Source organism: Pseudoalteromonas sp. 2CM39R, from assembly GCF_023161845.1.
Genome location: NZ_JALNTM010000003.1, coordinates 424,998 through 448,877, shown reverse-complemented (window position 1 = coordinate 448,877; position 23,880 = coordinate 424,998). Strand labels below are relative to the sequence as shown.

Genomic DNA, 23,880 nt, shown 5'->3' with positions numbered 1-23,880 from the left:
AGTTGTAAAATAGGAGATGAGAAGTTGCGCCATGATAGTTCATGACGCAATTAAATTATTAAACTCTAAGCAGCAGGCTGCTTTTTACCATTAGACATTGAACTACCTACCGAGGCAATAATCACCAGTAAAATAGCCAGCCACTGCCAAATGCTTAGCAGTTCACCTAAAATAACTAAGCCAGCGAGTGCTGCAATTGCAGGTTCTAGGCTCATTACAATACTAAAACCTTGTGGCGACATATTACGTAAAGTAATCATTTCAAGAGTATAAGGCAGGGCGCTTGAAAGCACGGCGATAGCAATGCCTAATGGAATAATATCCCAAGTAAATGCAGCACTTTGTGAAATGCCGCCATAAGGCACCAGCACGATGGCTGAAATGGTCATGCCCATCGCAACCGTTGCGCCACCAGAGCTTTGGCTGCCTGTTTTCTTACCAAATAAAATATAGCCAGCCCAACAGGCACCCGCCGCAAGTGCGAGCACTACACCGACTGGATCAAGGCTGTCTTGACCTTTCATATCAGGTAAAAGTAATAATATACCGGCCACTGCACAGGCAACCCAAAATAAGTCACGTTTTCTGCGAGAAGAAAACAACGCGACAGCTAATGGGCCTGTAAATTCAAGCGCAACCCCAATACCTAATGGGATACGTTCTATCGCGTAATAAAATAGAATATTCATGCCGCCTAAACTTAATCCATAAATTAATATGGGTAAGCGTTGGCTTGCAACAGGGAAGTGTTTCCATGGTTTAAAAATCAAACATAAAATAGCGGCCGAAAACCCTAAACGTAAGGCTGTTGTGCCCTCAGGCCCAACAATAGGAAAAAGCTGTTTAGCCAGTGACGCGCCTGACTGAATCGTCATCATTGCTAGCAATATGCATAAAATAGCCAGTAATAGATCTTTGGTTGATTTTTGCATGGATGTCCTTAAAGATTGCGATGAATTTTGGCGGCATGTTACCTGCTTTTGATCTCAGAGGTAAGTCAAATTTTGTGATCTTTTTAAGCTTAATTCAAAATAGCAGTGTTTAGTAAAGTGTGCTCAAAGGCCAAGCGATAAAATACGCTTATCGCTTAGCCGATAGTTTTTGTTTTATTCAGAGGATAAATCTGCTGGGTAAACAACACCAAGTTGTGCGCGTGCGGTATCAAGTACTTGCATTACATCGACAGAAAGCTGATGAGTATTAACGCTAGACTCCCCCTGATTTTGCTCGATGGTATTGATAAAGTTCTCGAGTTCGTACTTCATAAAGTGCTCGTCAAATTCCGTGCTAATAAGCTCTTTATGACCATTGTTAGCAATAAACTCTATTTTTTTAAGCTGCGACACGGCTTCAATTCTAATTCGACCTAATTCCCCCTGAATTTCAGTGATATTTTCGCCTTGTGAAATTTTCGAATAGCTGATCACCGCTTGTCTGTCGGGATAATTTAAAAGCACATCGCCTGCACCATCTACACCACTTTCAAGTAATACGCCGCTGGCGTGAACAGAGCGTGGTGCTCCCCATAATGCAATAACGAGATAAAGTGGGTAAATACCCAAATCTAGTAAGGCACCATTAGCAAATTCAGGTAAAAAGGTATTAGGGCGCTCACCATTTTTATACTTGTCGTAACGTGATGAATACTGACTAAATTGACCAATAAACTTACGTGGTGTGCCTATTTTTTTTAGGGCAGCTTGTAAGTGCGAAAAATTAGGTAAGTGCGTTGTCATCATCGCTTCCATGTAAAGGCGCTGATGCTGCTTTGCCGCAGTTAAAATAGCCGCAAGTTGCTTGCTATTAGCCGCTGAGGGCTTTTCGCCTAATACGTGTTTGCCCGCTTTTAAACACTGTATTGCATATGCACTGTGCAGGCTATTTGGCGCCGCTATATAAACTGCGTTTACTTGTTCATCTTGGCACACAGCATCAATAGAGGTAAAAATTTTAGCATCGGTATTTGTTGGATGATTAGCTAAAAAGCGCTCGCCGCTGCTTATTTGGCGAGAGCAAATACCGTATAAATTAAAATTGCTGAGAGTATTAGCCGCTGCCAATAACGTGTCGCTAATAAAATTAGTACCTACAATTACAAAATTCATGAATAGCCTTTGCTGTTTTTAAACAAGGGCGCAGTTTAACAATGTTTGGCTCTAAATGCGCGGGCAGAGCAATTAAACCAACGTTTAATGCTAGTACATAACGTAGCTTGCTCCTGATAACCTAAAAGCTCTGAAATTTGAGTCACCGACAATTGGTTTTGTAATAAATAGTGCTCACATAAGGCGCGGCGAGTAGCGTCTTTGAGCTTTACAAAACTGGTATCGTGCTTTTTAAGTTCTCGGTGCAAGGTGCGAGGGTGAATATTAAGCGCAGCGGCAATAGTATTATTAGCGCTTTGAAATATCGGCAGCATAATGCGAATAAGCGCGCTTACCTGATCGGGTAAAGATTGGCCATAAGCATTATTTTCAGCTAAAAAGTTAAGTGCTGCTTGGGTTTTATGTTGCTTAGTTATGTTAAGTGTTAAATCTAAGTCTTGTTTGGCAATTAATACACCGGCGCTATTTCTGTGAGTAATAACCTTACACCCAAAATGCTGGTGGTAGGTCTGCTTATTTGCGCCTAGGGTATGAGGTAAAAATACACTTTGTGGCTTACAGCGGCCATTACTCATATTTTTTAAGGTAGCTATGGCCAATGCAATGGTGAGCTCTATTACCTGGTTTATTGCCGGTAATGGCCTGAGATTTATAGCGAATGATAAAAACACGTGCTCATTATCATCAAGTGGGAGAGTGGTTAAATTAAGCGCTGGCGTATGCAAGTGTAAATATTTTATCACCCAATCTAACCCCTCAGCTAAGTTAGTGCCTGTTTGAGCGGCTATTGCAATATGGCCTAAAATATCAAAGCTTTGCAGGCTTGCTAGTCTTAAACCAAAATTTGTACAATTTAGTGTTTTCGCGCAATGCTCTAATAGCTGTGCATACGCGCGGTAAGTAAGGGTCTCTTGCTCTAGTTTATTAAAGTCCACATTAATGGCGCACTGCTGCATTATGGCAGCGAAATCTCCCCCAAGTTCTGCAATTAAATGGTCTATTCCTTGTAAAGAGGTGGCTCTAATTAAGCGGCTCATAAAATATACTTTTGCGTGAGGATGTCTAAAAATAACAAGTTTTTATTCGATGTTCCATGCAAACTGGTTTTTTAATTGGAGAATAAGTATGCATATCACTACATTTGATTACATTGTTGTTGGCGCAGGCAGTGCAGGCTGCGTTATTGCATCGCGATTATCTGAAAATAAAAATGTGAGTGTGTGCTTAATTGAAGCGGGCGGCAGTGATAAAGGCGCAATGGTTCAAATGCCTGCAGGGGTTGCTGCTAGTGTGCCTTATGGCATTAATAGCTGGCATTACAACACGGTACCTCAAAAAGAGCTTAATAACCGCTGCGGATTTATGCCTCGTGGCAAAGTGCTTGGCGGTTCAAGTTCCATTAATGCCATGGTTTATATTCGAGGTAATAAGCACGATTATAATAGTTGGGCTGCACTGGGCAATGAGGGCTGGGACTATGAGAGTTTATTGCCTTATTTTATTAAAGCTGAAAATAATAAAACCTTTACTGAAAGTGATCTACACGGGGTTTATGGTCCTTTGCATGTGCAGGATTTAAGCCAGCCAAGCCCAGTAAATCAGCTGTTTTTAAACGCCTGCGAACAACAAGGTGTACCGCACAATGCCGATATAAACGCAGGGCAGCAAGTGGGAGCCAGGTTATCGCAAGTGACTCAATATCAAGGGGAGCGTTGTAGCGCGGCAAAAGCGTATATAACCCCCCATTTAAATCGAAAAAACCTAACTGTGCTTAGCAAAGTACACGTTAATAAAGTGCTTTTTTGCGATAAAACCGCAACCGGAGTCTCTGTTTCTATAAACAATAAGGCCGTTGTATTGCATGCAAAAAAAGAGGTGGTTTTAAGCGCTGGCGCAATTAACTCACCGCAAATTTTAATGCTATCGGGAGTTGGCCCTAAAGAGCAACTAAAGCAGCATAATATTGAAATAGTAAACGAGCTTTCTGGTGTTGGAGAGAACCTTCATGACCACTTAACCGTTGTGCCATTGTATAAAGCTAAATACAGTAAAGGCACATTTGGTATAAGTGCGGGTGGGGCGTTTAATATTGCGAAAGGATGCGTTGATTGGTTTGCCAAACGTGAAGGGCAGCTTACTAGTAATTTTGCAGAATCACATGCCTTTATAAAGCTATTTTCCGATTCAAAAGTACCCGACGTACAGCTTGAATTTGTAATTGGGCTGGTGGATGACCATAGCCGTAAACTGCACCTAGGCCATGGTTATAGTATTCACTGTAGTATTATGCACCCTAAAAGCCGTGGCACGATTCGATTAGCCGATGCCAACCCCTTGAGTGCTCCACTTATTGATCCTAATTATTTAAGCCACCCCGATGATTTAAACGTGATGGTAGCGGGGCTTAAAAAAACACTGCAGATTATGCAAAGTGAAGCATTTGATGTAATTAGAGGTAATATGGTTTACCCGCTAGATATTAACAATAATGAGCAGCTTATTGAGTATATTAGGCAAACGGCCGAGACTGAATATCACCCTGTAGGCACTTGTAAAATGGGGCAAGATGCCATGGCGGTAGTGAATAGCCAACTACAAGTACATGGCGTGAAAAATTTGCGAGTGGTTGATGCCTCAATTATGCCGCATATAATTACCGGCAACACCAATGCCTGTGTGATAGCCATTGCCGAAAAAGCAGCTGACTTAATTAAGCTAGCTTGACTTATAAAACGCTGTTAACCATTGCTGCCAGTCTTGCTCTAGTTTGATCATTTGCAGGTGTTTTTTAGCAGCAAAATGCTTGCTTTTATCTTCGTCAGCTAAAAACGGCCCTACACGACATAGCGAGCAATAATTATCGGATAAGTAAGCAGGCAAAGTTAACAAGCTAGCTAGTTCAGGTAAGGGTTTTTCACTAAATACATAGGTAATGCCGCTGGTGTCTTTAACGTGCTTATCACGGTCAACATTACGAATTTTATAACCATTAAAGTGACTAATATCAAATGGCATTTGCCCCTGATATTGTGCGTTTAAATGGGTATTTAAACTGCCTTCAATATTCCATTCTCGATAAGGTTTAACATCTTTTGAAGTGATGAAACATAGCCCTGCACCTTGTGTATTTAAAGCAAACTCATTGGCGTATTTTATAAATTGATGCAGTAATGCGCGGTTAAGTACGTTCATGCTGGTATGGCGTGTATTGTGTTCAAATGCATCGCGACCAACAAATGCAGGAATAAGCGGAAATTGAAAAATAACCACATCAAAACTATGTAAATGCTGGCCGAGCGTTTGCCAACATTGTGGGTTGGTTACATCAAAGCTATTAAGTACTTCTACCTTTTGCGACTTTAAAGCATTGAGCGCATTGTCTGGGTACTTTTGCTCAATAGTTGATTGGTCGTCGTAAGTGGATGCCACTAACTTTTTTGGCTTAATATGACGATAAAGCGCATTTGAAAACGATAAATCGCCATCACCTACCGTAAGTATGTTCCAGTTTGGATTTAAATACATATTAGCGTGAAGATGTGTTTGGGTTTTCGGTCTCATCATTTTGCTGAGGTGCTTGATGCAACCTGTACATAGCTAAACGTGTTTTTAAACCCTCAATAGCAACCTGTTTTAAAATTAGGTTAAAGGTAATCAAAATAGCAAAAACAATGTGGATAGGACCATGGGTAAATCCTGCGTCAGGATCAAATATAGATAAACCAAACAATACAAACAACACAACCATTAGTATTTCAATGAGTTGATTTGAATAAAAAGAAAGACGACCTTCACTTTTATGATCTTTTTTTATGCTTATAGCACAAAAAAAAGGGATCACTTTAATTTTAAAAGCGGCGTTTTTTTCTACAAAATTCTCACCAAGGTCAGTAAGCTGTTGGCGCAATTGGTCTATCATGGGGTGTCCTCTCAATACAGTGCGCGGATGTTACCCTATTACAGACCAATGGTTAAGTAATGGCAGACTATTTAGGGTAAATACTCATACCAATAATAAGAATATGACACACAAACACCACAGATGTGAGCACAAAGCGCATTTTTTGGTAATCTTTGTGGTAACCCTGCCAATGAATCGACGCTTTTTCGAAAATTAGTACCAACCAAAAGCTCGCGCCTAACCACGCAAGCATCCACTCAATCGGCAAAAATGATAAAAACGGAATAGGAATGACCGGCAGCACTGCTTTAATGGCATCGGCAAAACTTTGTTGCCCTGCATGCCATAAATTACCCGCCATAAAAGCTAAAATAGCGATGCTGTAAAAACTAAAAAACTCTAAATTGACACTGTTACTGCCAAACATAAGTGGCCAACCCACACAGCCTAAAAACGGCAGTAAGCCTAAATAGCCTAGTTGAATGTGATTAACAAATTTTTCCATGGGTAAGCGCCTTAATCGAGTAGGTATTTCAACACTGCTAGTGTAACAAGGATAGATAGAGTTATCTCAAACAATTTACACAATGCTTAAACGACCATGTTATTTATGACGATCACTCATTTTAATTAAAATAGTGTTTTTTGAAGCGCTAAGTTAGTGATTATTCGATTATTACCTATACTGATTGTGGGAATCACTAAATGGATGATTAGTATGGCTAACAATGTCACTCGACGTAAATTTTTAAGTACGCTAGCGGTCGGTGCTGCGACCTCTGCTGTCGCATTTAAAGCGCCGTATGTGTTTGCAAAAAAACCGGTTACGCTTAGAGTCATGGGAACGCATGTAACTTTACAAGAAGAGCTTAGAGTCCGCGCCATGCAAGAGCTCGGTATTAATATTGAATTTACCCCTATGGGGAGTGCGGCCGTTTTACAAAAAGCAGCAGCTGATCCCTCTTCATTTGATTTATATGAACAATGGTCTGACTCAATTAATATATTGTGGCAAGCCAATGCTATTCAACCAATTGAAGTAGAAAGACTAAAATATTGGCAGGAAATAAACCCACTAACCAAAACCGGTAAGTTAGTTCCCACAGCAAAATTGGGCGCAGGTGATGCGCCCAACAAAATTTTATATGTTCAACAAGATGGCTCACTTGGAAGCCAAGCAACTGATAAAATAAGTTTTATGCCTTATGTTCACAATGTAGATTCATTTGGCTATAACACTAATTTTATACCTAAGGGTGTGGCTTACGAGACTGAGTCATGGGGCTGGTTGCTTGAAGAGAGTAACAAAGGTCATGTAGGTTTGGTGAATGCCCCCACCATAGGTATTTTCGATGCCGCATTGGCAGCCCAGGCTCAAGGGCTGATGACATTTAATAATATTGCCAATATGAGTGTTGCAGAAATAGACAAACTGTTTGCAATTTTAATTAATAAAAAGCAAGCAGGGCATTTTTCTGGGTTTTGGACATCGGTGCCACAATCTGTTGAGTTTATGCTTAAAAAGCGCGTGCATATTCAAAGCATATTTTCACCGGGGGTGACTGCATGTAGAGCCCAAGGTTTACCCGTTGTTAATGCATCTCCTAAAGAAGGGTATCGAGCATGGCATGGGGTAATGTGTCTCTCTGCTAATACGGTAGGGCACGTAAAAGACGCCGCTTATGAATATATGAACTGGTGGTTATCGGGCTGGCCTGGTGCATTTATTTCAAAGCAAGGTTATTACATTTCTAATCCAGAACGTAGTAAAGAAATAATTACCACCCCCGAATGGGATTATTGGTACGATGGCAAAGAAGCGACTCAACCACTAGCGGGTACCGATGGCAAAAATATAATTATGCCAGGGCAAATTCGCGATGGCGGCAGCTATGAAAAGCGCTTTTCTAATATTGCGGTGTGGAATACAGTGATGGATAACTACGATTACAGTTTAGATAAATGGTTTGAACTACTAAACGCATAAGGGAATTGAATGCTGAAACAGTTAATTGGTTCTTTATCTATTAAAGTATTATCTTCGTTGGCTATTTTTATTTTAATACAAATAATAGTTTACGTTTTTATTAATGAGCGAACCGACAAAATAGAGCAAGCCAGTAAAAATGTATTGAATATTAATGGGCTGTCAGTTGTTGTATTTGAAATTAACAAAGATATTTTACAGATTCAACGAGATATTTCGGTTTATGGTGTGTCGGGTAGCGAGGTTATTTTTGATAAAATAAAAAGCACTCAGCAAAGTATTCAAGCGCGGTTAATTGAAGCACAACAGCGAATTCAGCAACACAAGATTAAAAACTCATTAAACGCCATGCAATCATTGGTTTTAAATTATGGCAAAAGTATCGATAGTCTTAAAAAACGATATGATGAAAAGTCTAAAATTATTGAGCAACAGTTACCAAATACCTACGAATTAGCATTAACTACCTTAGCAAGCAGGGATCGAGAAACGGCCAAGCTGGGCAAGGATTTATTATTGTTTCAGCTAAAGGATCATTGGCATCATCTGTATCGCAATTCAATCCTGTTTTTAACTCAACGCGATTACGCCAAACGTAGTCAAGTAAAACAGCGGCTACAATTAATTAAACAATTAACCAACAGTGGCGCTACAAACAAAATGATTGGCCACAACAAGGTCGAGCAACTAAATAGTTTAACAACTAAATTCGAGTCTTTATTTGCTCAGGCCATTCAAGCTAATAGAAACTATTTAACCTTAAGTAATATTGTTATTGCCGGTGATTCGGTTGAATTTTCAGCACTTGCCAAAAAATTGCAAGAAGATGCATTGTTGTTGCTTAGTGATATTTCGCAAACCAGTCAAGAGAGCATTAATGCCGCGCAAACTGTTATTCAAGTGTCGTTATTTTTGTCTGTTACCTTGTTTATTCTTTTTGCTTTATTTTTTCACTTTCATATTATTAAAGCGATTAACAGACTCACCGTTAGTTTTAGATCATTTTTAAATGGTGATTTCTCAGCAAACATAGCTGATATTAACCGTGAAGATGAAATAGGATTTTTAGCCCAAGCAGCAAATAAATTTAGAGTGCTAAACGAGCGCCTAGTTGAAGCAAAAAAAGCGGCAGAGGAAACATCCCGAATCAAATCTGAATTTTTAGCTAATATGAGCCATGAAATACGCACTCCCATGAACGGTATTTTAGGCATGGTACAGCTAGTGAGTAATACCGAACTCGATGCTAAACAAAAGCGCATGATTGAGGTTATTAGCTCTTCAGGTAAGAGTTTATTGGTTATTCTTAATGACATTCTCGATTTAAGTAAGCTCGATGCCGATAAAATGCTACTAGAAAACAGAGAGTTTAAATTAAGTGCTTTATTGTATGAGCTGGAACAAATTTTTAAATCGCAAGCCGACCATAAAAATATAGAGTTTAAAATAGTAAAAGAAAAAGTAGATTCTGTTGATTTGGTACAAGGCGACGAAACCCGTTTAAAACAAGTGCTAATGAACTTATTGGGGAATGCATTTAAGTTTACAGAGCTTGGAACAGTAACCTTGTCTGTTGATCTAAAAGAGAAAAATAACAATGAGGTGGTGTTACTATTTAGCGTTATCGATAGTGGTATAGGTATTTCACAACACAGTATAAAAACGTTATTTGATGCTTTTACCCAAGCAGACACTTCAACAACACGTCGTTTTGGTGGTACAGGACTTGGATTAACTATTTCTAGTAAAATATTAAACTTAATGGGCAGTAATTTACAAGTAGAAAGTGAATTGGATAAGGGTTCGAGATTTTATTTTCAGCTAAGGCTTAATATTCCCATTGCAAATACAAACGTTAAACAACAAGCACAATTACCCGATGTAACTATTAAAAATAAAGATGTGCAGGTATTAATTGCCGAAGATAATCCGGTAAATCAAATCGTGCTAGAAAGCTTTTTAAAAGCAATGGGTATTAAACATATAACCGTGGCAGATAATGGTGAAATAGCGCTTGAGCTATGTACTAAACAACAATTTGATTTAATTATGATGGATATTCAAATGCCGGTAATGGGCGGGCTTTTGGCAACTAAATATATTAGGGAACTAGCCAATTACCACGATGTGCCCATTATTGCCGTTACTGCAAACATCACTGAAAAAGACGAGCCTGAGTACGTGGCAGCGGGTATAACTAACACTATAAACAAGCCTATAGAATTCAATAGTTTAAAAGTTATAATTGACCAGTATAGCGAGTAAGAATAAATATCCTATGTGCTTTTATATTTTTTGGTGGTATTGGTTAGCAATACCACCAAAAATTAAAAGCGCCTTTAGGCGCTTTTAACTTTAATTAGCAATACATATTTTCAGTGGTTTATTCATTATTACCCACAAAATGCTAACTACTGGGTTGTATCTCTAAGTAGCTGTTAATGGTTGATTCGAGTTTTTTGTAGCTAGTTTGAATGAGCTCTAATTTATTCTTCATACTGCCCATGGCATTTTCACTGGCCATTACTTCTAATTCATCAAATAATTTATGCAAGTTAGCCGCACCTACATCACCCGATGAGCCTTTCAAGCCATGACTTAGTTTTGATATTTGCGATAAATTATTGTTATTTATTGCATCCTCAAGTTCTTCTAGCTTCATTGGTGTACTTTGAAGGTATAATTCGCATACTTTTATAAGCAGCTCTTCATTATTTAATAACCGAGATAGCGCGTTATCTTTATCCCAATCAGGTAAACTTTGACTATCTGAAGTATCAGGGATTGGTTTATTAAATTCGTTAAGCTGATTATTTTCCAATGGAGCCTCTTTTATAAAAGTTGAAGACAACCACTTTGTAGCTGTTGCAACTAATACCTCTGCAGAGATTGGTTTAGTGATGTAATCACTCATTCCTGCATCTAGGCATTTTTGTCTTTCACCCATCATTGCATTAGCAGTCATAGCGACTATGGGAATATCAATATTTTGAGGCGCTGCTTCACCAGCTCTTATTTGTTTTGCTGCATCATAACCATTCAATATAGGCATTTGGCAGTCCATAAATACACAGTGGTATTGATGATTATTGGCCACCGAGTTAACAAGTTTTTCTACTGCTTGTTGGCCATTTGACGCGGTATCTATCTCTAAAGATAAACATGACAATATACCCGCGGCTACTTCTATATTTATATCGTTATCATCAACGATAAGAACATGTGCCCCTTTAAAGTCAGAGTTATCAGTTTTAACTGAGTCTGATTCACGGCGTTTGTTAATATTAATATTGCTGCTACCAGCACTTATTTTATCTTCAAGGCTGCGTTCATCGGCTACTGTTTTTAAAAACTCTGAAATAAGTATTGGTTTAGAAAGTAAGCTGGTTTGCACGTGTCTTGTTTTAATTTGCGGATAACCGCGATTTGCTAATAAAATAACTTTAAGTGCATGATGATTAGCAATAGATGGCCACATTTCATCTAAACGTTTTAACAATATGTCGTCTTGTTCAATAAGTATAAAGTCAGGTAAAGGTACGTTTTTTATATCATCTGAAACAAGAGATTGTTGTAATTGTTCAGGTGAAAAACTGTTTCCAGAAAAAGCAGCTATTAAATTATTTATGCTGTCGGTTAACTCGTTATTTTTAGTCACAATAGCAAAGCTTTTGTTTTTTAATCGAGGGGTAAAACTATAATGAGTTGTATCATCATTGCTCAGTGTTAGTTTTATGTGAAAACTACTACCTAGTGACTTTTCTGACTCAAAGCTAATTTCTCCGCCTAGAAGGCTACAAAGCTGTCTGCATATAGAAAGCCCTAGCCCTGTTCCACCAAATTTAGATGCCACGCTTTTGTCTTCTTGGGAAAAGGCGGTAAATAATTTGCTCTGGTTTTCTTGTGCAATGCCCACACCGCTATCGGTAACTTTTACGTGAACGGTCACAGTATCATTGCTTGTTTGCTCGCAATAAGCGGTGACCTTTATAAACCCAGTTTCAGTAAATTTAATCGCATTATTTACTAAGTTAGTCAGGATTTGTGAAAAACGATGGGGGTCAGTTTTAATCGTTTTACATTTTAAATTAACAACATCTAAAACAAATTCGAGGCCTTTCTCCTGAGCTTTAACAGCCATACTGCCACAAACGCTTTCGATTAATTTTATTAAATTAAACTCTTTAAAGTTCAACTCTAGTTTACCTGCTTCTATTTTAGATAAATCCAAAATATCATTTATTAATACAGATAAAGCACTCACACTAACTTCGGTCATTTCTAAATAGTTTTTTTGTGTTTCACTCAATGGCTCTTTTTTTATTAAGTTTAAAGTACCCACTATGCCATTAAGTGGAGTACGCATTTCATGGCTTATATTAGAAATAAACGCACTTTTTACTTCACTGGCTTGTTTGAGCTCTTTAGTGCGAATGGCTACTTTATTTTCAAGCTCATGATTTACTTTTATTATTTCATTCTCAATGGTGCGCTCTTTGGTTACATCTCTGGCTATTATTGCAATACCAATAAACATTCCAAATTGATCGATAATGGCTGATAAAGAGAGTGAAAAGTAGCGTTTAGTAGAGCCGTTACTGATACTAGCGTCTTGCTTAAATTGACGAGTACCATCAGTGAATTTTTCAATTATCTCGTTAAAATTTAGCTGATCTATTATTTTTAAATCATTAATTGGTTTTCCAATTGCTTCTAACTCTCCAAGCTTAAACATCAGAGTTGCGGCATTATTCCAACTAGAGACAATACCGTTATTGGTAATGCCAATTACCGCATCAGATGAGCCAGTTATAATTGCCTCAGATTGTGCGCGCGCATTTGCAAGCTCTTGGCTTTTGCGAAGGCTACGATTGAAAAATGCGAGAATGATAGTTAATACAATAACCAAAATAAGTAAAAAGGCGTAGAGCTTTGTTCTACGTTCCATTTCAATATTTTTAATATGCTCAACAGGCGCTAAAACGTGACTAGATAAAAAGTTTTGTTTTTCACCCAGCGCTAAAGTGATTTGTTTTCTTGCAGTGTAATAACTTGTTTGCGCATTATTTTTTGGTTTTATAAGCGACAATGAGCTATTAGCAACGGGGTTAAAAGTGTAGTTATTATTGATACTAATATCACTACCTAGGTCTTTACCAAAGGTGAAATCTTTATTTGGGTGTGATAGAAAATAGCCGTTACTGTCAGTTAAAGCGAGTTGAAATGGTGTATTAATACTGTTTTTTAAAAGGGTTAATAAGTTATTAGCATTCACGTTAATTATGATAAAGCCAAATCTATTTTGATTTTCATCAAAAATTGGCATAGATAGCCTCAACATCGGGCGATAAGGAAACTCTATTTTACCGTACTCTCTATTCAACGAAATTTCAGACAGATACATTTCGCCATCAGAGAGGTTACTACTGGCCGTAAAGTACTCTTGCGCTCCTTTATTTTGGAGCCTATTTAAATCTATAACCTCTACAGCGCCCTGAACGCGATCAACCCTTACCAGTTCTTGTCCTTTTTTGTTGGTACTGATGATTCTTAGCTGCTCGTAATCTGGGTTATTTTTTAAAAACGCTGCAAATATAATTTCAAGCCTTGTTTTCCATTGAGCATAGGTGGTGTTCTCTAGTGGGTCTACACCTTTGTTATTTGATGCCCTGGCTAAGCCTTTGATTGGAGGGGTTGCGTGTAAAAAACGAATATCTCGACGGTAGTTTTCAATAACCTCTTGTGTTTGTGAATTAATAGATTGGTTTTTGTCTATTATTTCTAGTTCTACAGAGCCAAGTACTGAGCGCGATAAACTTGCTTCATTAATAATAATGGCTAAAACAATTAAGATAATTATGGCGGATAAAGAAATAGGGAATAAAAGGGTGTAATTACTTACCTGACGAATTATCCTTTTTTTAAGATTTATTGGCATCCATTACTCCAATTAAAAACTAGCCATTATTTAATTATAATTAAACCTAGAGAACTATAGGTAATTTATCAAGTTTGAGCTTAATAATAAAAAAAATAAGAAAAAAGTTTTTACTATTAAAAAGGAGTTTTGGTTTTTGTTTACTGCAGATGATTATAGACATCTTGTAGCTAACACAATTAATTTAATATTGTTAGTACTTATTTTAGGTAATTAATGGACGTTTAGGTTAACTCAGCTAAACTTTAGTCGCGTTTGTTTAATTTTTTTATGGGACTTTATTGTGTTAACCACTGTAGATCAAAGCTTTGCGCATCGAGTGCTTATTGTTGATGATGAACCTTCTAGTTTAATGATTCTAGAGGGGGCTTTATCAGATATCGCAGAAGTTATATGCAGCGATACTGGTTTTGGTGCAATTGAAAAAGCACAGCAGTTTTTACCTGAAATTATTTTATTAGATATTGAATTACCAGATATTAGCGGGTTAGAAGTGTGTAGACGCTTAAAAAACAATCCCAAAACCAGTGGTGTAACGGTAATATTTATTACCTCTCATAATGAAAGTAAGTTTGAGCATTTGTCTTTAGAGTTGGGTGGGATTGACTACATACAAAAGCCAGTCGATCTTAAGGTCTGCCGTTTACGCGTTGGCAACCATTTAAAACTAAAAACACAAGAGCAACAATTAAAGCATTCTCAGCGGTTACTTGCTATTGAATCAGAAAGATTGCGGGTTACGCTCAACTCGATTGGCGACGCTGTTATAGCAACTGACAAAGACGAAAAAATAACGTTTATGAACCCGATTGCAGAAATGATGACCGGCTGGGTGATGCATGAAGCTGTTGGTAATTATATTTCAGAGGTTATGCAACTACGGGATGCAACCACAAAGCATAAAAGTCTTAATCCAATTTCTATTGCTTTAAAGGAGCAGCGAAGAGTAGCTATGGCGCTTAATTGCCAATTAACGAGCTTAAATGGCAGAATTCATCGGGTTGAGGATTCTGCCTCTCCTATTAGGGATGAAAAAGGTAATATTATTGGCGCGATTATAGTTTTTCATGATGTGAGCGAGTCAATTGCGATGGCCGTTAAAATGAGTCATTTAGCAAACCATGACCAATTAACCGATTTACCCAACCGAATTTTATTACATGATCGCGTTGCGCATGCCTGTCAGGTATCTGTGCGTAATGGTTTTTTTGTGGCATTAATGCTAATTGATATTGATCATTTTAAATATTTAAATGATACCGAGGGACACCATGTTGGCGACCAAATCATAAAACTGGTCGCTAAACGCCTTGAATCTATTGTTGATTTAAATACGACCTTAGCCCGAGTTGGCGGGGATGAATTTGTATTATTGCTCCCCGATATTAAATCGGCGTGTCATGTCGATGCTGTTGCATCTGATATTTTGTATGCAATGCATCAACCTTTTCGTGTCGATGGAAGAGAGTTTAATTTAACTATAAGCGTGGGAATTAGTATTAATCCAACTGATTCTGATTCTGCCGAATTAATGATGTCGCATGCTGATGCAGCAATGTATAAAGCCAAAGAGCACGGTAGAGATAGATTTTGTTATTTTTCAGATGACTTAGAACATGAATTTCATCAACGTCAAAATATAGATAAGCTTTTGAGAAATGCACTTGAAAAAGACACGTTGGAAGTTCACTTTCAGCCCAAGCTTTGCCTAAAAAATAAATTAATTATAGGCGCTGAGGCGTTAGTAAGGTTAAGAGATGAGGAGGGCGGTTTTATATCGCCGTTACACTTTATTCCACTAGCCGAAGAGACAGGCTTAATAAATAAGTTGGGTCATAGCGTTTTAAAACAAAGCTGCAGAGCTGCTAAACGCTGGCTAGATAAAGGTCATCCAATTAAAGTTGCTGTTAATGTGGCGGCTAAACAATTTACAGATCCTAAATTTATAGAAAGCGTAGCGCAAATACTTGAGGATACTGAGCTTCCTAGTGGTTACCTTGAGTTAGAAGTGACAGAAAGCGCTTTAATGAGTGATTTTGATGAAACAAGTAGAATATTAAACGGGCTTTCAAACCTTGGTTTGAGCATAGCGATAGATGACTTTGGAACGGGCTATTCGAGTCTATCGTATTTAAAACTATTCCCTGTTGATGTATTAAAGATTGACCAGTCATTTGTTAAAGATATGGTTGATGATAAGCAAAGCCTAGATATAGTGAAAGCAATTACCCATTTAGCACACTCACTTAATTTAAAGATTGTTGGTGAAGGCATTGAAACTCAAGCACAGCTCGATACACTTATTTCGCTTGAGTGTGAAGAAGGGCAAGGATTTTTGTTTAGCAAAGCTTTACCTGAAAACGAATTTGAAAATCTCATTTTCTGATGGTGTAACTAGTATTTTTAAGTTTAAGATAGCTCACATTCAATTATTGTAACTTCTTATCTCCATCAATCTTAAAAATCGATTGTTTTAATCTAAACAATCAATTTTATTTAATTTCTCAATAGCCTTATTGTATTAATCAAGCCAACGCACAGGGCGTTAACTTTTTTAAATACACTAAACATAAATGAGGAATACTATGAGCACTTCATTGATTAACACAAAATTACAACCTTTCAATGCAACAGCTTACCACAATGGTGACTTTGTAGAACTCACTGAAAAAGACGTATTAGGTAAGTGGTCTATCTTTTTCTTTTACCCAGCAGATTTCACATTTGTATGCCCAACTGAATTAGGTGACCTTGCAGATCATTACGCACAGCTACAAGAAATGGGCGTAGAGGTTTACTCGGTATCAACAGATACGCACTTTACTCACAAAGCTTGGCATGACACGTCAGACACTATCGGTAAAATTACTTACCCAATGATTGGCGACCCAACAGGTCGCATTACACGTAACTTTGGTGTAATGATTGAAGATGATGGTTTAGCACTTCGCGGTACATTTGTAATGAACCCAGAGGGTGAAATCAAAGTTGTTGAAACGCATGATTTAGGTATTGGTCGAAGTGCTAAAGAACTTGTTCGTAAAGTACAAGCCGCACAATACATTGCCACTCATGACGGTGAAGTATGTCCTGCATCTTGGCAGCCAGGTGAAGACACATTAGCACCTTCACTAGACCTAGTTGGTAAGATTTAAACTTTACCTTCACTAAATTTAGAGTAGAACATGACTCTAATACCAGTGAGCCTACTTGGCTCACTGGGCACTCTTCCACGCCATCACTCTTTTCTAAAATTCGCACATGCACTGATGGCATGGGGGTTCTGCTGTTTTATTTTTCCGTAAGGGGCTAAGCCATGTTAGACAACAACATAAAGAACCAATTAAAAAGCCATTTTGAATCGCTGACTCAGCCTGTTGAGCTGCTTATCGCCTTGGATGACAGCAAAAAATCAACAGAAGTAGAAAGTTTAGCGAATGATTTAGCATCACTAAGCGATAAGTTTAGTGTGAGTAACAATCCAGATACTTCGGCACGCAGACCTTCAATGGTGGTGCATTCGCCACAAAAAAACACCCATATTACCTTTGCAGGGGTACCTATGGGTCATGAATTTACTAGTTTAGTGTTAGCGCTATTACATACGGGTGGTCACCCTAGTAAAGCAAGTAAAGATGACATTGAACAAATACAAACACTTGAGCAAACACTCAATTTTGAAGTGTATATTAGTTTGAGCTGCCAAACCTGCCCGCAAGTGGTTCAAGCGCTCAATACAATGGCTGCTACAAAAAGCAATATTAAAGCCACCATGATTGATGGTGCTCTGTTTCAAGATGAAGTAGAGCAACGAAATATATTGGCTGTACCCGCTGTGTACTTAAACGGAGAACCTTTTAGCCAAGGGGCAATGAGCCTAACCGATATTTTAAATAAAGTTGATAGCAAAGGTGCACAGCGCCAAGCCAAAGCATTGAATGAAAAATCAGTGTTTGATGTTCTTGTCGTCGGTGGTGGGCCAGCAGGTGCTTCGGCAGCTATTTATTCTGCACGTAAAGGGCTAAATACGGGGGTGGTTGCCGATCGATTTGGTGGCCAAGTAGCTGACACATTGGCCATTGAAAACTTTATTTCGGTAAAAGCAACCGAAGGGCCAAAAATGGTGGCTCAGCTTGAAGAGCACGTTAAAGAATATGATGTTGATGTAATGCACAACCAACGCGCTGCAAATCTGCAAAAAGGCAGTAATGGCTATGATATTACTTTAGAAAATGGCGCTGTATTACAAGCTAAATCACTTGTGCTAGCAACCGGTGCACGCTGGCGTGAAATGAACGTACCTGGCGAGCAGCAATATAAAGGCCATGGCGTTGCATACTGCCCGCATTGCGATGGACCATTATTTAAAGGCAAACCTGTTGCTGTAATAGGTGGCGGTAACTCAGGTATTGAAGCGGCTATTGATTTAGCCAACATTGTTGAGCATGTAACGGTGCTTGAATTTGCCGATACGTTACGTGCTGACGAAGTGCTTATTCGTAAAGCTAATAGCTTAAAAAACATTACTATTATTAAAAATGCACAAACTACTGAAGTACTCGGTGATGGTAACAAAGTTATAGGCCTGAATTATACCGATCGTGTTTCTGGAGAAAGTAAGGAGCTAGCTTTAGCCGGTATATTTGTACAAATTGGTTTGATACCAAACACCGAATGGTTAAAAGAGAGTGACCTTGAGCTTAGTCAATTTGGTGAAATACTCATTGATGCTAAAGGTGCAACGTCGTTACCAGGTATATACGGGGCGGGCGATGCGACCAATACGCCATTTAAGCAAATTATTATTGCTATGGGCGCCGGAGCAACTGCTAGCTTAGGAGCTTTTGACTACTTAATTCGCCAAACACCCGATGCAGAGCAAAATGCTGCTTAATAGCGTTTTAGCGTAAGCCTCTTGATAAAACAGCTCTCACCCATAGCTGTTTGTTCACCCAAGCCGCCCTCTCCAAAGGCGGCTTTTTTGTGTGTTATTTAAGTCGGGTAAGACCTACTAAAATACAAACTGCGCCACCAATAAAGCCAAGCCATGCTTCTACTGGGGTTTCGCCATTGAATGCACGAGTAACTTGTGAAGCTGCAGAATCGTAAACATCATAACCCCACATACCAAGTGCTACGCCAATAACAATAAGTACAATACCAATGATTTTATTTGTCATAATGATCCTTTGTGTTTTTAGTGCAAATTAATCTGGGCGACACTCGTTGTTATAATGTGGCTACGCCCAGTCTTTTTAGTGTATTTGTAATTGCTTCTTCTATCGCTGGCAGTTTAAACGGTTTGGCTATAAACATATCCATGCCTGCTTGCTTACAGTTTAGTTTATCTTGTGAGGATGCATTAGCAGTTAACGCCACAATATAAGTTTCTTGCGGGTCACAGATACCTTGTGCCTTTAGTTGCTTGGTGGCTTCAAAACCATCCATGATAGGCATAATGCAATCCATAAAAATAAGGTCAAAATGCTTTTGTTTGCATTTTAACAGGGCATCTTGGCCGTCAATAGCAAAGTCTGATTTTATATTAAATTTATCCAGTGCTGATTCTAATACCAGGCGATTTATTTCGTTATCATCAACCACCAAAACCGAGAGCTTATTACTATGGTTATTAATAAATTTAAGGCTAGGTTTTTGTGTTTGTTGTTTACCAAGCTCAATTGGGATAGTTAAGGTAAAACATGTGCCCACGTTAACCTCACTGGTTACCTCAATTTTGCCATTCATAAAACCAACGAGCTCTTTAACTATGGCTAAGCCTAACCCGGTGCCACCTTTATTGTTGTTAGCATCAACCTCTTGGGTAAAAGGCTTAAATAATGAGTTTAAATACGTTTTACTCATGCCGCGACCCGTATCGGTTATTTTAATTGTAAGTAAAGGGCGCTTTGTATCTAATGCTAACTGTGAATCGAGAGAAACAGAACCATGCTCTGTAAATTTTAATGCGTTACTCAGTAAATTAGAGACAATTTGGCTTAATCGAGAGGTGTCGCAGTATACCCAAACATCATTAGGAATGAGGTTAGTGGCTCGTAGTTCAATGTTTTTATTGCTAAACAATACCGAATATAAAGAAACCAAATCGGTAAATACCGTTTTAAGTAGGGAGTGGTGAGGTTCCAGTTTTAATTCACCATGATTTATTTTTGAAAAGTCGAGCACTTCATTGATAATATTCAATAAAATATCAGCACTTCGCAGGGCGACTTTAATTTTTTCCGCCCGCTTGTCATAATCGTGCTCATCAATGAGTGTCGCTAACATACCCGTAATGCCATTTAGCGGAGTGCGTAGCTCATGACTAATTTTTGCAAACAGCATACTTCTATCTTTTAATAGCTGTTCAGCAAGCGCTTTTTTTTGTTTTAACTCTTCGCGTAACTTTACGGCTTCAGTTATATCTTGAAAAGTACCAAATAACCGCACACATTGGCCGTTGTTAAACTCGGCCTCACCAAAGGTTGAAACCCAAATGTTCTGTTGCTTAGCGGTAACTATTTCCAGCTCTAAATGCCATTTATCACCCGTAGATATTGCCTTTTCTACCGCTTTATTAATACTGTCTCGGCTTTTACCTGCTTTATAAAATTCAATGGCTTTTTCTATATCTGGAGTATAGTGTTCTTCGGCTTGATGAATACGTCGAGTTTGTTGGCTCCAAAAAATAGTATTTTCTATTAGGTCGACTTCCCATGTACCTATATTTGCTACGTTTTCAAGCTTTAATAAAGTGTCACTATTTTTAGTGAGATTGACTTTATCCTGATTGCGCGCCAATTCTGAGCCTAACCACTGCGCTAATAATTCAATATAATCATAGGCTTCATCGCTAAAAGGAGCGCATTCTTGAGCAGATGAAAAGTTAACAGTTCCAAATACGTCTTTGCCTATTCGTATAGGCGCACCAATGTACGCTTCTAATTGGAAATTAATATAGCATGGATGATTTGCAATACTACTTTGCGACGCATTATGAAATGCGAGTGCAGAGTTGGCCGACAAGGTATGCGTGCAATAGGTGCCGTTTAATTCAAACTCTGTACCAATTGCAAGAGAATTGTCAGGGGTGATGGCATGTAAAACAATATAAGAATCATTTTTTACGCGGCTGATAATAGCTAAGTCGAGTTGAAAAACATCGAGCCCAAAAGCAAGTAAGTCTGCAATTTTTTGATCAAAGCTTAGCTGCTGATCTGAGACTATATTATGAAAGCATCGAAGAAAATTCACAAAAACCCTTAATTTATTTGGTGTGTACAAAAAATTTAATGCAAAAAACATGCCTAAATTTAATCTGTTTTTTTGCTATAGGACGACGAACACATCGTTCTTTATTACATTACCCCGTTGGTTTAAAAATTAATAGCTGGAGTAAGCTGTAAATTCAAAGGTTATATCACTGTATACTTCTTATAGGTTGATTTTATAGCTTATGTTCATTTCTCACGCAACCTAGGGCTACCTAGGTAAGTTTTAGCTTCACTTATGCCCATTTGATAGCCTGAATTGAGTATAGCTAGATTTTTAGTGGTGCGGCCGACTTTAAACCCTGCTGGTGGAGCAATAATATTTATTTTGCAATCCGGTGGAGCATTATGCAAAAAATCAATACTGTCATTATATTTTTTAGAACGCAGTATGGCCGCCTCTGCAAGCGCTGGGGTATCTTTATAGAGTTGTTTGGTTAACCAAGGGACTTTGTTATCTTTTTTACGATAGCCTAAAGGTTGAGAAAGGATAACTGTTATTTCTGATGCCCCCATTTCATAAGCTTTTTTTACCGGAATAGAATCTGTAACGCCGCCATCGGTCATGGCGATCCCGTTTATTGTTGGATAATCCCGATAAGCTATTGGTATAGCGCAAGAGGCTTTTAATTGCTCTACCATTTCGCTACCTGTTGCTTGTAAGTAATGAGCTTGTCCAGATTCGATTGCCGTTGCAACAATATAAAAGTCGTGAGGGGATTGCGAGAATTCGTCGGTATTTAAAGGAATTTCACGTACTGTTTCTTGCCAAAGCCAGTCTAAATCAAACAAGTGTCCACCTTTAACAAATCGTGGCAGGTTAATAAATTCAGGCCTACAGGAATAATCAGTGATTACTTTGTAGTTTCGGGTTGCTTGCTTACATAAATACGCAGCAACATTTGTAGCACCAGCTGATACACCAAAATAGCTGGTAAAAGGTTGATATCCCTGCTCTAAAAACTCATCAAGTACACCTGCGGCAAAAATACCGCGCATGGCACCGCCCTCAACCACTAATGCGTGCTGGGTATTGTTCATATTAACTTCCATCCTTTGACAATGCACTTATGCTACCAAGTGTGCCCTAACTGTGCGAGCAACTTTTTACTCTGATATGGGACTTTTTTATCATTAGTTAGGATAAGAACATATAAAAGGTTGCTAGAAATAGAAGCGATAACTTGCTCTTAAAAATTAATAATAAACATATTCGTTATTCAAAAGAACATATTTGATTTCTCCCTGCTTTTTTGGCTTTGTATAAAGCGATATCGGCATTTTTTATTATAGTTTGCATGTTGGTGTTACCTTTTGGATAACTGGTAAAGTATCCAAAGCTCAGTGTGATATGAGGTGCAACACAAGAAAACTCATGAGTAATGTTTAACGCTTTGATTTTTTGTTGAATTAATAAAGCAAAATTATGGCATTGCTCTATATTAGAAGCTGGTAAAATTATGGCAAACTCTTCGCCTCCGTATCGAGCTGCTAAATCTCCTTCACGCTTACATAAACTGCTTAATGCGCTTGCTACTTGTTTTAATGCGTCATCCCCTTTTTGGTGACCATAATTATCGTTATAGCGTTTGAAAAAGTCGATATCACATATAATTAAGCTAACGGGTTGGCTATGCCTTGCGCAGCGTTTAATTTCACTTTTGAGTGTAGCATCAAAAAAACGGCGATTAGCAATATTAGTCAGCGCATCGGTATTCGCTAATTTATTGAGCTTTATATTGGCGTTAATTAATTGCTGTTGGGTTAACTGTAGCTTTTTTTTATAGTTAATATTTTTAAGTGCATTATTAATGATTTCGCCTACGAGCTTTATTCTAATTAAATCTATTTTGCTCCAATTACGTTTTGTTTTAACACAATCACAACCAATAAAGCCTACTAGCTCTTCATCAAAACGGAGGCCTATGCACAAAACAGATTGAATATTTTGCTCTTTAAATTCAACTTTTTCAGCGTCGGCTTTTGCTGGTAATTGTTCAATATCATTCACTTGAAATAGATGACTCTCATTCATTATTTCAAAAAAGTAGGGTAGTTCAACTTTGGGTACATTTTGCAGTCTGTCTTTGCAAGCGATAATACCCGTATTGACCCATTCGTGAGTATTAGTGATAGTTTCGTTGTCGGTGTTGAATTCAAATAAATAACTGCGGTCTGCCTTCAGTACAGTGCCAATGGCTTTAAGGGCAAAGTTAATTTGCTGGTCTATATTGTCATTTTGTATATCAATAAGTTTGGTAGAAATTTTAGAGATAATTTGATCAAAGTTATATTGTTCTGTAAGTGTACGATCTTGCTCTAAAGTGATCATAGATACAGAGTCATTAACTATTGAGTGATTAACATTTAAAAGCTGCGGCGAAAATTCACACTCTAATAAAACAGCTGTGATATTTGATGAAAATAATTGCTCAATGGTTATCACCGTATCATCATTAAAGTCGCGAAGAGTAATATTATTAAAAACATCGTTACTAACAGCGTCATCACTATTTATATTAAGTAGTGTTTTAGCATGTTGGTTTAACGTGTAGTGATGCGTTTTATTATCATAAGCAATAACAGCTAAATTAATTAGATTAAAAATCTGCCAAATTGTATTGTTTGAGTCATGGCTCACTTGTTTCTCCGCATTAAAATATGAAAACTACCCATAT

At 38.0% G+C, this 23,880-nt stretch carries 17 protein-coding genes; 6 read left to right on the top strand and 11 right to left on the bottom strand.

Annotated features, from left to right (window positions below):
• Positions 1–65: 65 nt before the first annotated feature.
• The 3 genes from MTF66_RS09305 to MTF66_RS09295 all read right to left on the bottom strand — a co-directional run bounded on the left by MTF66_RS09305 (position 66) and on the right by MTF66_RS09295 (position 3,142).
• On the bottom strand, positions 66–932 hold the full coding sequence (locus MTF66_RS09305) for a DMT family transporter (protein ID WP_008115672.1): 867 nt from the start codon (positions 930–932) through the stop codon (positions 66–68).
• Between the two features lie 174 nt (positions 933–1,106).
• The gene (locus MTF66_RS09300) at positions 1,107–2,105 is read right to left on the bottom strand and encodes a Gfo/Idh/MocA family protein (protein ID WP_248527078.1); all 999 of its coding nucleotides are present in this window, start codon (positions 2,103–2,105) and stop codon (positions 1,107–1,109) included.
• 35 nt (positions 2,106–2,140) lie between these two features.
• The gene (locus tag MTF66_RS09295; RefSeq protein WP_109875168.1) at positions 2,141–3,142 is read right to left on the bottom strand and encodes an AraC family transcriptional regulator; all 1,002 of its coding nucleotides are present in this window, start codon (positions 3,140–3,142) and stop codon (positions 2,141–2,143) included.
• 88 nt (positions 3,143–3,230) lie between these two features.
• Between MTF66_RS09295 and MTF66_RS09290 the strand changes: the two genes are divergently transcribed.
• Positions 3,231–4,829, top strand: coding sequence for a GMC family oxidoreductase (locus tag MTF66_RS09290; RefSeq protein WP_248527077.1), 1,599 nt, complete (start codon positions 3,231–3,233; stop codon positions 4,827–4,829).
• On the opposite strand, the gene MTF66_RS09285 is transcribed toward MTF66_RS09290, so the two are convergent.
• The 3 genes from MTF66_RS09285 to MTF66_RS09275 form a co-directional block, all read right to left on the bottom strand.
• The gene (locus tag MTF66_RS09285) at positions 4,821–5,630 is read right to left on the bottom strand and encodes a class I SAM-dependent methyltransferase (RefSeq protein ID WP_248527189.1); all 810 of its coding nucleotides are present in this window, start codon (positions 5,628–5,630) and stop codon (positions 4,821–4,823) included. The two genes, MTF66_RS09290 and MTF66_RS09285, sit on opposite strands and share 9 nt — an antisense overlap.
• Position 5,631: 1 nt before the next feature.
• Positions 5,632–6,024, bottom strand: coding sequence for a hypothetical protein (locus tag MTF66_RS09280; protein ID WP_055011455.1), 393 nt, complete (start codon positions 6,022–6,024; stop codon positions 5,632–5,634).
• Positions 6,025–6,091: 67 nt separating this feature from the next.
• Entirely contained in the window at positions 6,092–6,511 is a 420-nt protein-coding gene (locus MTF66_RS09275; RefSeq protein ID WP_010389229.1) for a DUF3429 domain-containing protein, read from the bottom strand.
• 213 nt (positions 6,512–6,724) lie between these two features.
• Between MTF66_RS09275 and MTF66_RS09270 the strand changes: the two genes are divergently transcribed.
• Both MTF66_RS09270 and MTF66_RS09265 read left to right on the top strand, forming a co-directional pair.
• Positions 6,725–7,993: a PotD/PotF family extracellular solute-binding protein gene (locus MTF66_RS09270; RefSeq protein ID WP_010389226.1), complete on the top strand. Its 1,269-nt coding sequence runs from the start codon at positions 6,725–6,727 to the stop codon at positions 7,991–7,993.
• Between the two features lie 9 nt (positions 7,994–8,002).
• Positions 8,003–10,258 (top strand): ATP-binding protein, encoded by a 2,256-nt coding sequence (locus MTF66_RS09265; protein WP_248527076.1) that lies wholly within the window; start codon positions 8,003–8,005, stop codon positions 10,256–10,258.
• A 142-nt stretch (positions 10,259–10,400) separates the two neighbouring features.
• Here the strand turns inward: MTF66_RS09265 and MTF66_RS09260 are convergent, their stop codons facing one another.
• Positions 10,401–13,931 carry an ATP-binding protein gene (locus tag MTF66_RS09260; protein WP_248527075.1) on the bottom strand — a complete coding sequence of 1,177 codons (3,531 nt, stop codon included), beginning with the start codon at positions 13,929–13,931 and terminating at the stop codon, positions 10,401–10,403.
• A gap of 283 nt (positions 13,932–14,214) precedes the next feature.
• Here MTF66_RS09260 and MTF66_RS09255 point away from each other — a divergent pair, with 283 nt between their 5' ends.
• The 3 genes from MTF66_RS09255 (at position 14,215) to ahpF (ending at position 18,825) form a co-directional block, all read left to right on the top strand.
• Entirely contained in the window at positions 14,215–16,317 is a 2,103-nt protein-coding gene (locus tag MTF66_RS09255) for an EAL domain-containing protein (RefSeq protein WP_248527074.1), read from the top strand.
• Between the two features lie 199 nt (positions 16,318–16,516).
• Positions 16,517–17,086 carry an alkyl hydroperoxide reductase subunit C gene (ahpC, locus tag MTF66_RS09250; RefSeq protein ID WP_008115650.1) on the top strand — a complete coding sequence of 190 codons (570 nt, stop codon included), beginning with the start codon at positions 16,517–16,519 and terminating at the stop codon, positions 17,084–17,086.
• 161 nt (positions 17,087–17,247) lie between these two features.
• Positions 17,248–18,825 carry an alkyl hydroperoxide reductase subunit F gene (gene ahpF / locus MTF66_RS09245; protein ID WP_248527073.1) on the top strand — a complete coding sequence of 526 codons (1,578 nt, stop codon included), beginning with the start codon at positions 17,248–17,250 and terminating at the stop codon, positions 18,823–18,825.
• A 94-nt stretch (positions 18,826–18,919) separates the two neighbouring features.
• Here ahpF and MTF66_RS09240 read toward each other — a convergent pair whose 3' ends face one another.
• From MTF66_RS09240 to MTF66_RS09225, 4 genes are all read right to left on the bottom strand, one after another.
• A complete protein-coding gene (locus MTF66_RS09240) occupies positions 18,920–19,111 on the bottom strand; it encodes a DUF3185 family protein (RefSeq protein WP_008115648.1) in 192 nt (63 codons plus the stop codon).
• 49 nt (positions 19,112–19,160) lie between these two features.
• On the bottom strand, positions 19,161–21,185 hold the full coding sequence (locus tag MTF66_RS09235) for an ATP-binding protein (protein ID WP_248527072.1): 2,025 nt from the start codon (positions 21,183–21,185) through the stop codon (positions 19,161–19,163).
• 206 nt (positions 21,186–21,391) lie between these two features.
• Positions 21,392–22,243, bottom strand: coding sequence for a patatin family protein (locus MTF66_RS09230; RefSeq protein ID WP_248527071.1), 852 nt, complete (start codon positions 22,241–22,243; stop codon positions 21,392–21,394).
• 175 nt (positions 22,244–22,418) lie between these two features.
• Complete coding sequence (locus MTF66_RS09225; RefSeq protein ID WP_248527070.1) at positions 22,419–23,843, bottom strand: diguanylate cyclase domain-containing protein; 1,425 nt, start codon at positions 23,841–23,843, stop codon at positions 22,419–22,421.
• Positions 23,844–23,880 lie beyond the last annotated feature (37 nt).

Bases quoted from the DNA above. Each gene is read 5' to 3' on its own strand.
- MTF66_RS09305 (WP_008115672.1), bottom strand. From the start codon at position 932: ATGCAAAAATCAACCAAAGATCTATTACTGGCTATTTTATGCATATTG.
- MTF66_RS09300 (WP_248527078.1), bottom strand. From the start codon at position 2,105: ATGAATTTTGTAATTGTAGGTACTAATTTTATTAGCGACACGTTATTG.
- MTF66_RS09295 (WP_109875168.1), bottom strand. From the start codon at position 3,142: ATGAGCCGCTTAATTAGAGCCACCTCTTTACAAGGAATAGACCATTTA.
- MTF66_RS09290 (WP_248527077.1), top strand. From the start codon at position 3,231: ATGCATATCACTACATTTGATTACATTGTTGTTGGCGCAGGCAGTGCA.
- MTF66_RS09285 (WP_248527189.1), bottom strand. From the start codon at position 5,630: ATGTATTTAAATCCAAACTGGAACATACTTACGGTAGGTGATGGCGAT.
- MTF66_RS09280 (WP_055011455.1), bottom strand. From the start codon at position 6,024: ATGATAGACCAATTGCGCCAACAGCTTACTGACCTTGGTGAGAATTTT.
- MTF66_RS09275 (WP_010389229.1), bottom strand. From the start codon at position 6,511: ATGGAAAAATTTGTTAATCACATTCAACTAGGCTATTTAGGCTTACTG.
- MTF66_RS09270 (WP_010389226.1), top strand. From the start codon at position 6,725: ATGGCTAACAATGTCACTCGACGTAAATTTTTAAGTACGCTAGCGGTC.
- MTF66_RS09265 (WP_248527076.1), top strand. From the start codon at position 8,003: ATGCTGAAACAGTTAATTGGTTCTTTATCTATTAAAGTATTATCTTCG.
- MTF66_RS09260 (WP_248527075.1), bottom strand. From the start codon at position 13,931: ATGCCAATAAATCTTAAAAAAAGGATAATTCGTCAGGTAAGTAATTAC.
- ahpC (WP_008115650.1), top strand. From the start codon at position 16,517: ATGAGCACTTCATTGATTAACACAAAATTACAACCTTTCAATGCAACA.
- ahpF (WP_248527073.1), top strand. From the start codon at position 17,248: ATGTTAGACAACAACATAAAGAACCAATTAAAAAGCCATTTTGAATCG.
- MTF66_RS09240 (WP_008115648.1), bottom strand. From the start codon at position 19,111: ATGACAAATAAAATCATTGGTATTGTACTTATTGTTATTGGCGTAGCA.
- MTF66_RS09230 (WP_248527071.1), bottom strand. From the start codon at position 22,243: ATGAACAATACCCAGCACGCATTAGTGGTTGAGGGCGGTGCCATGCGC.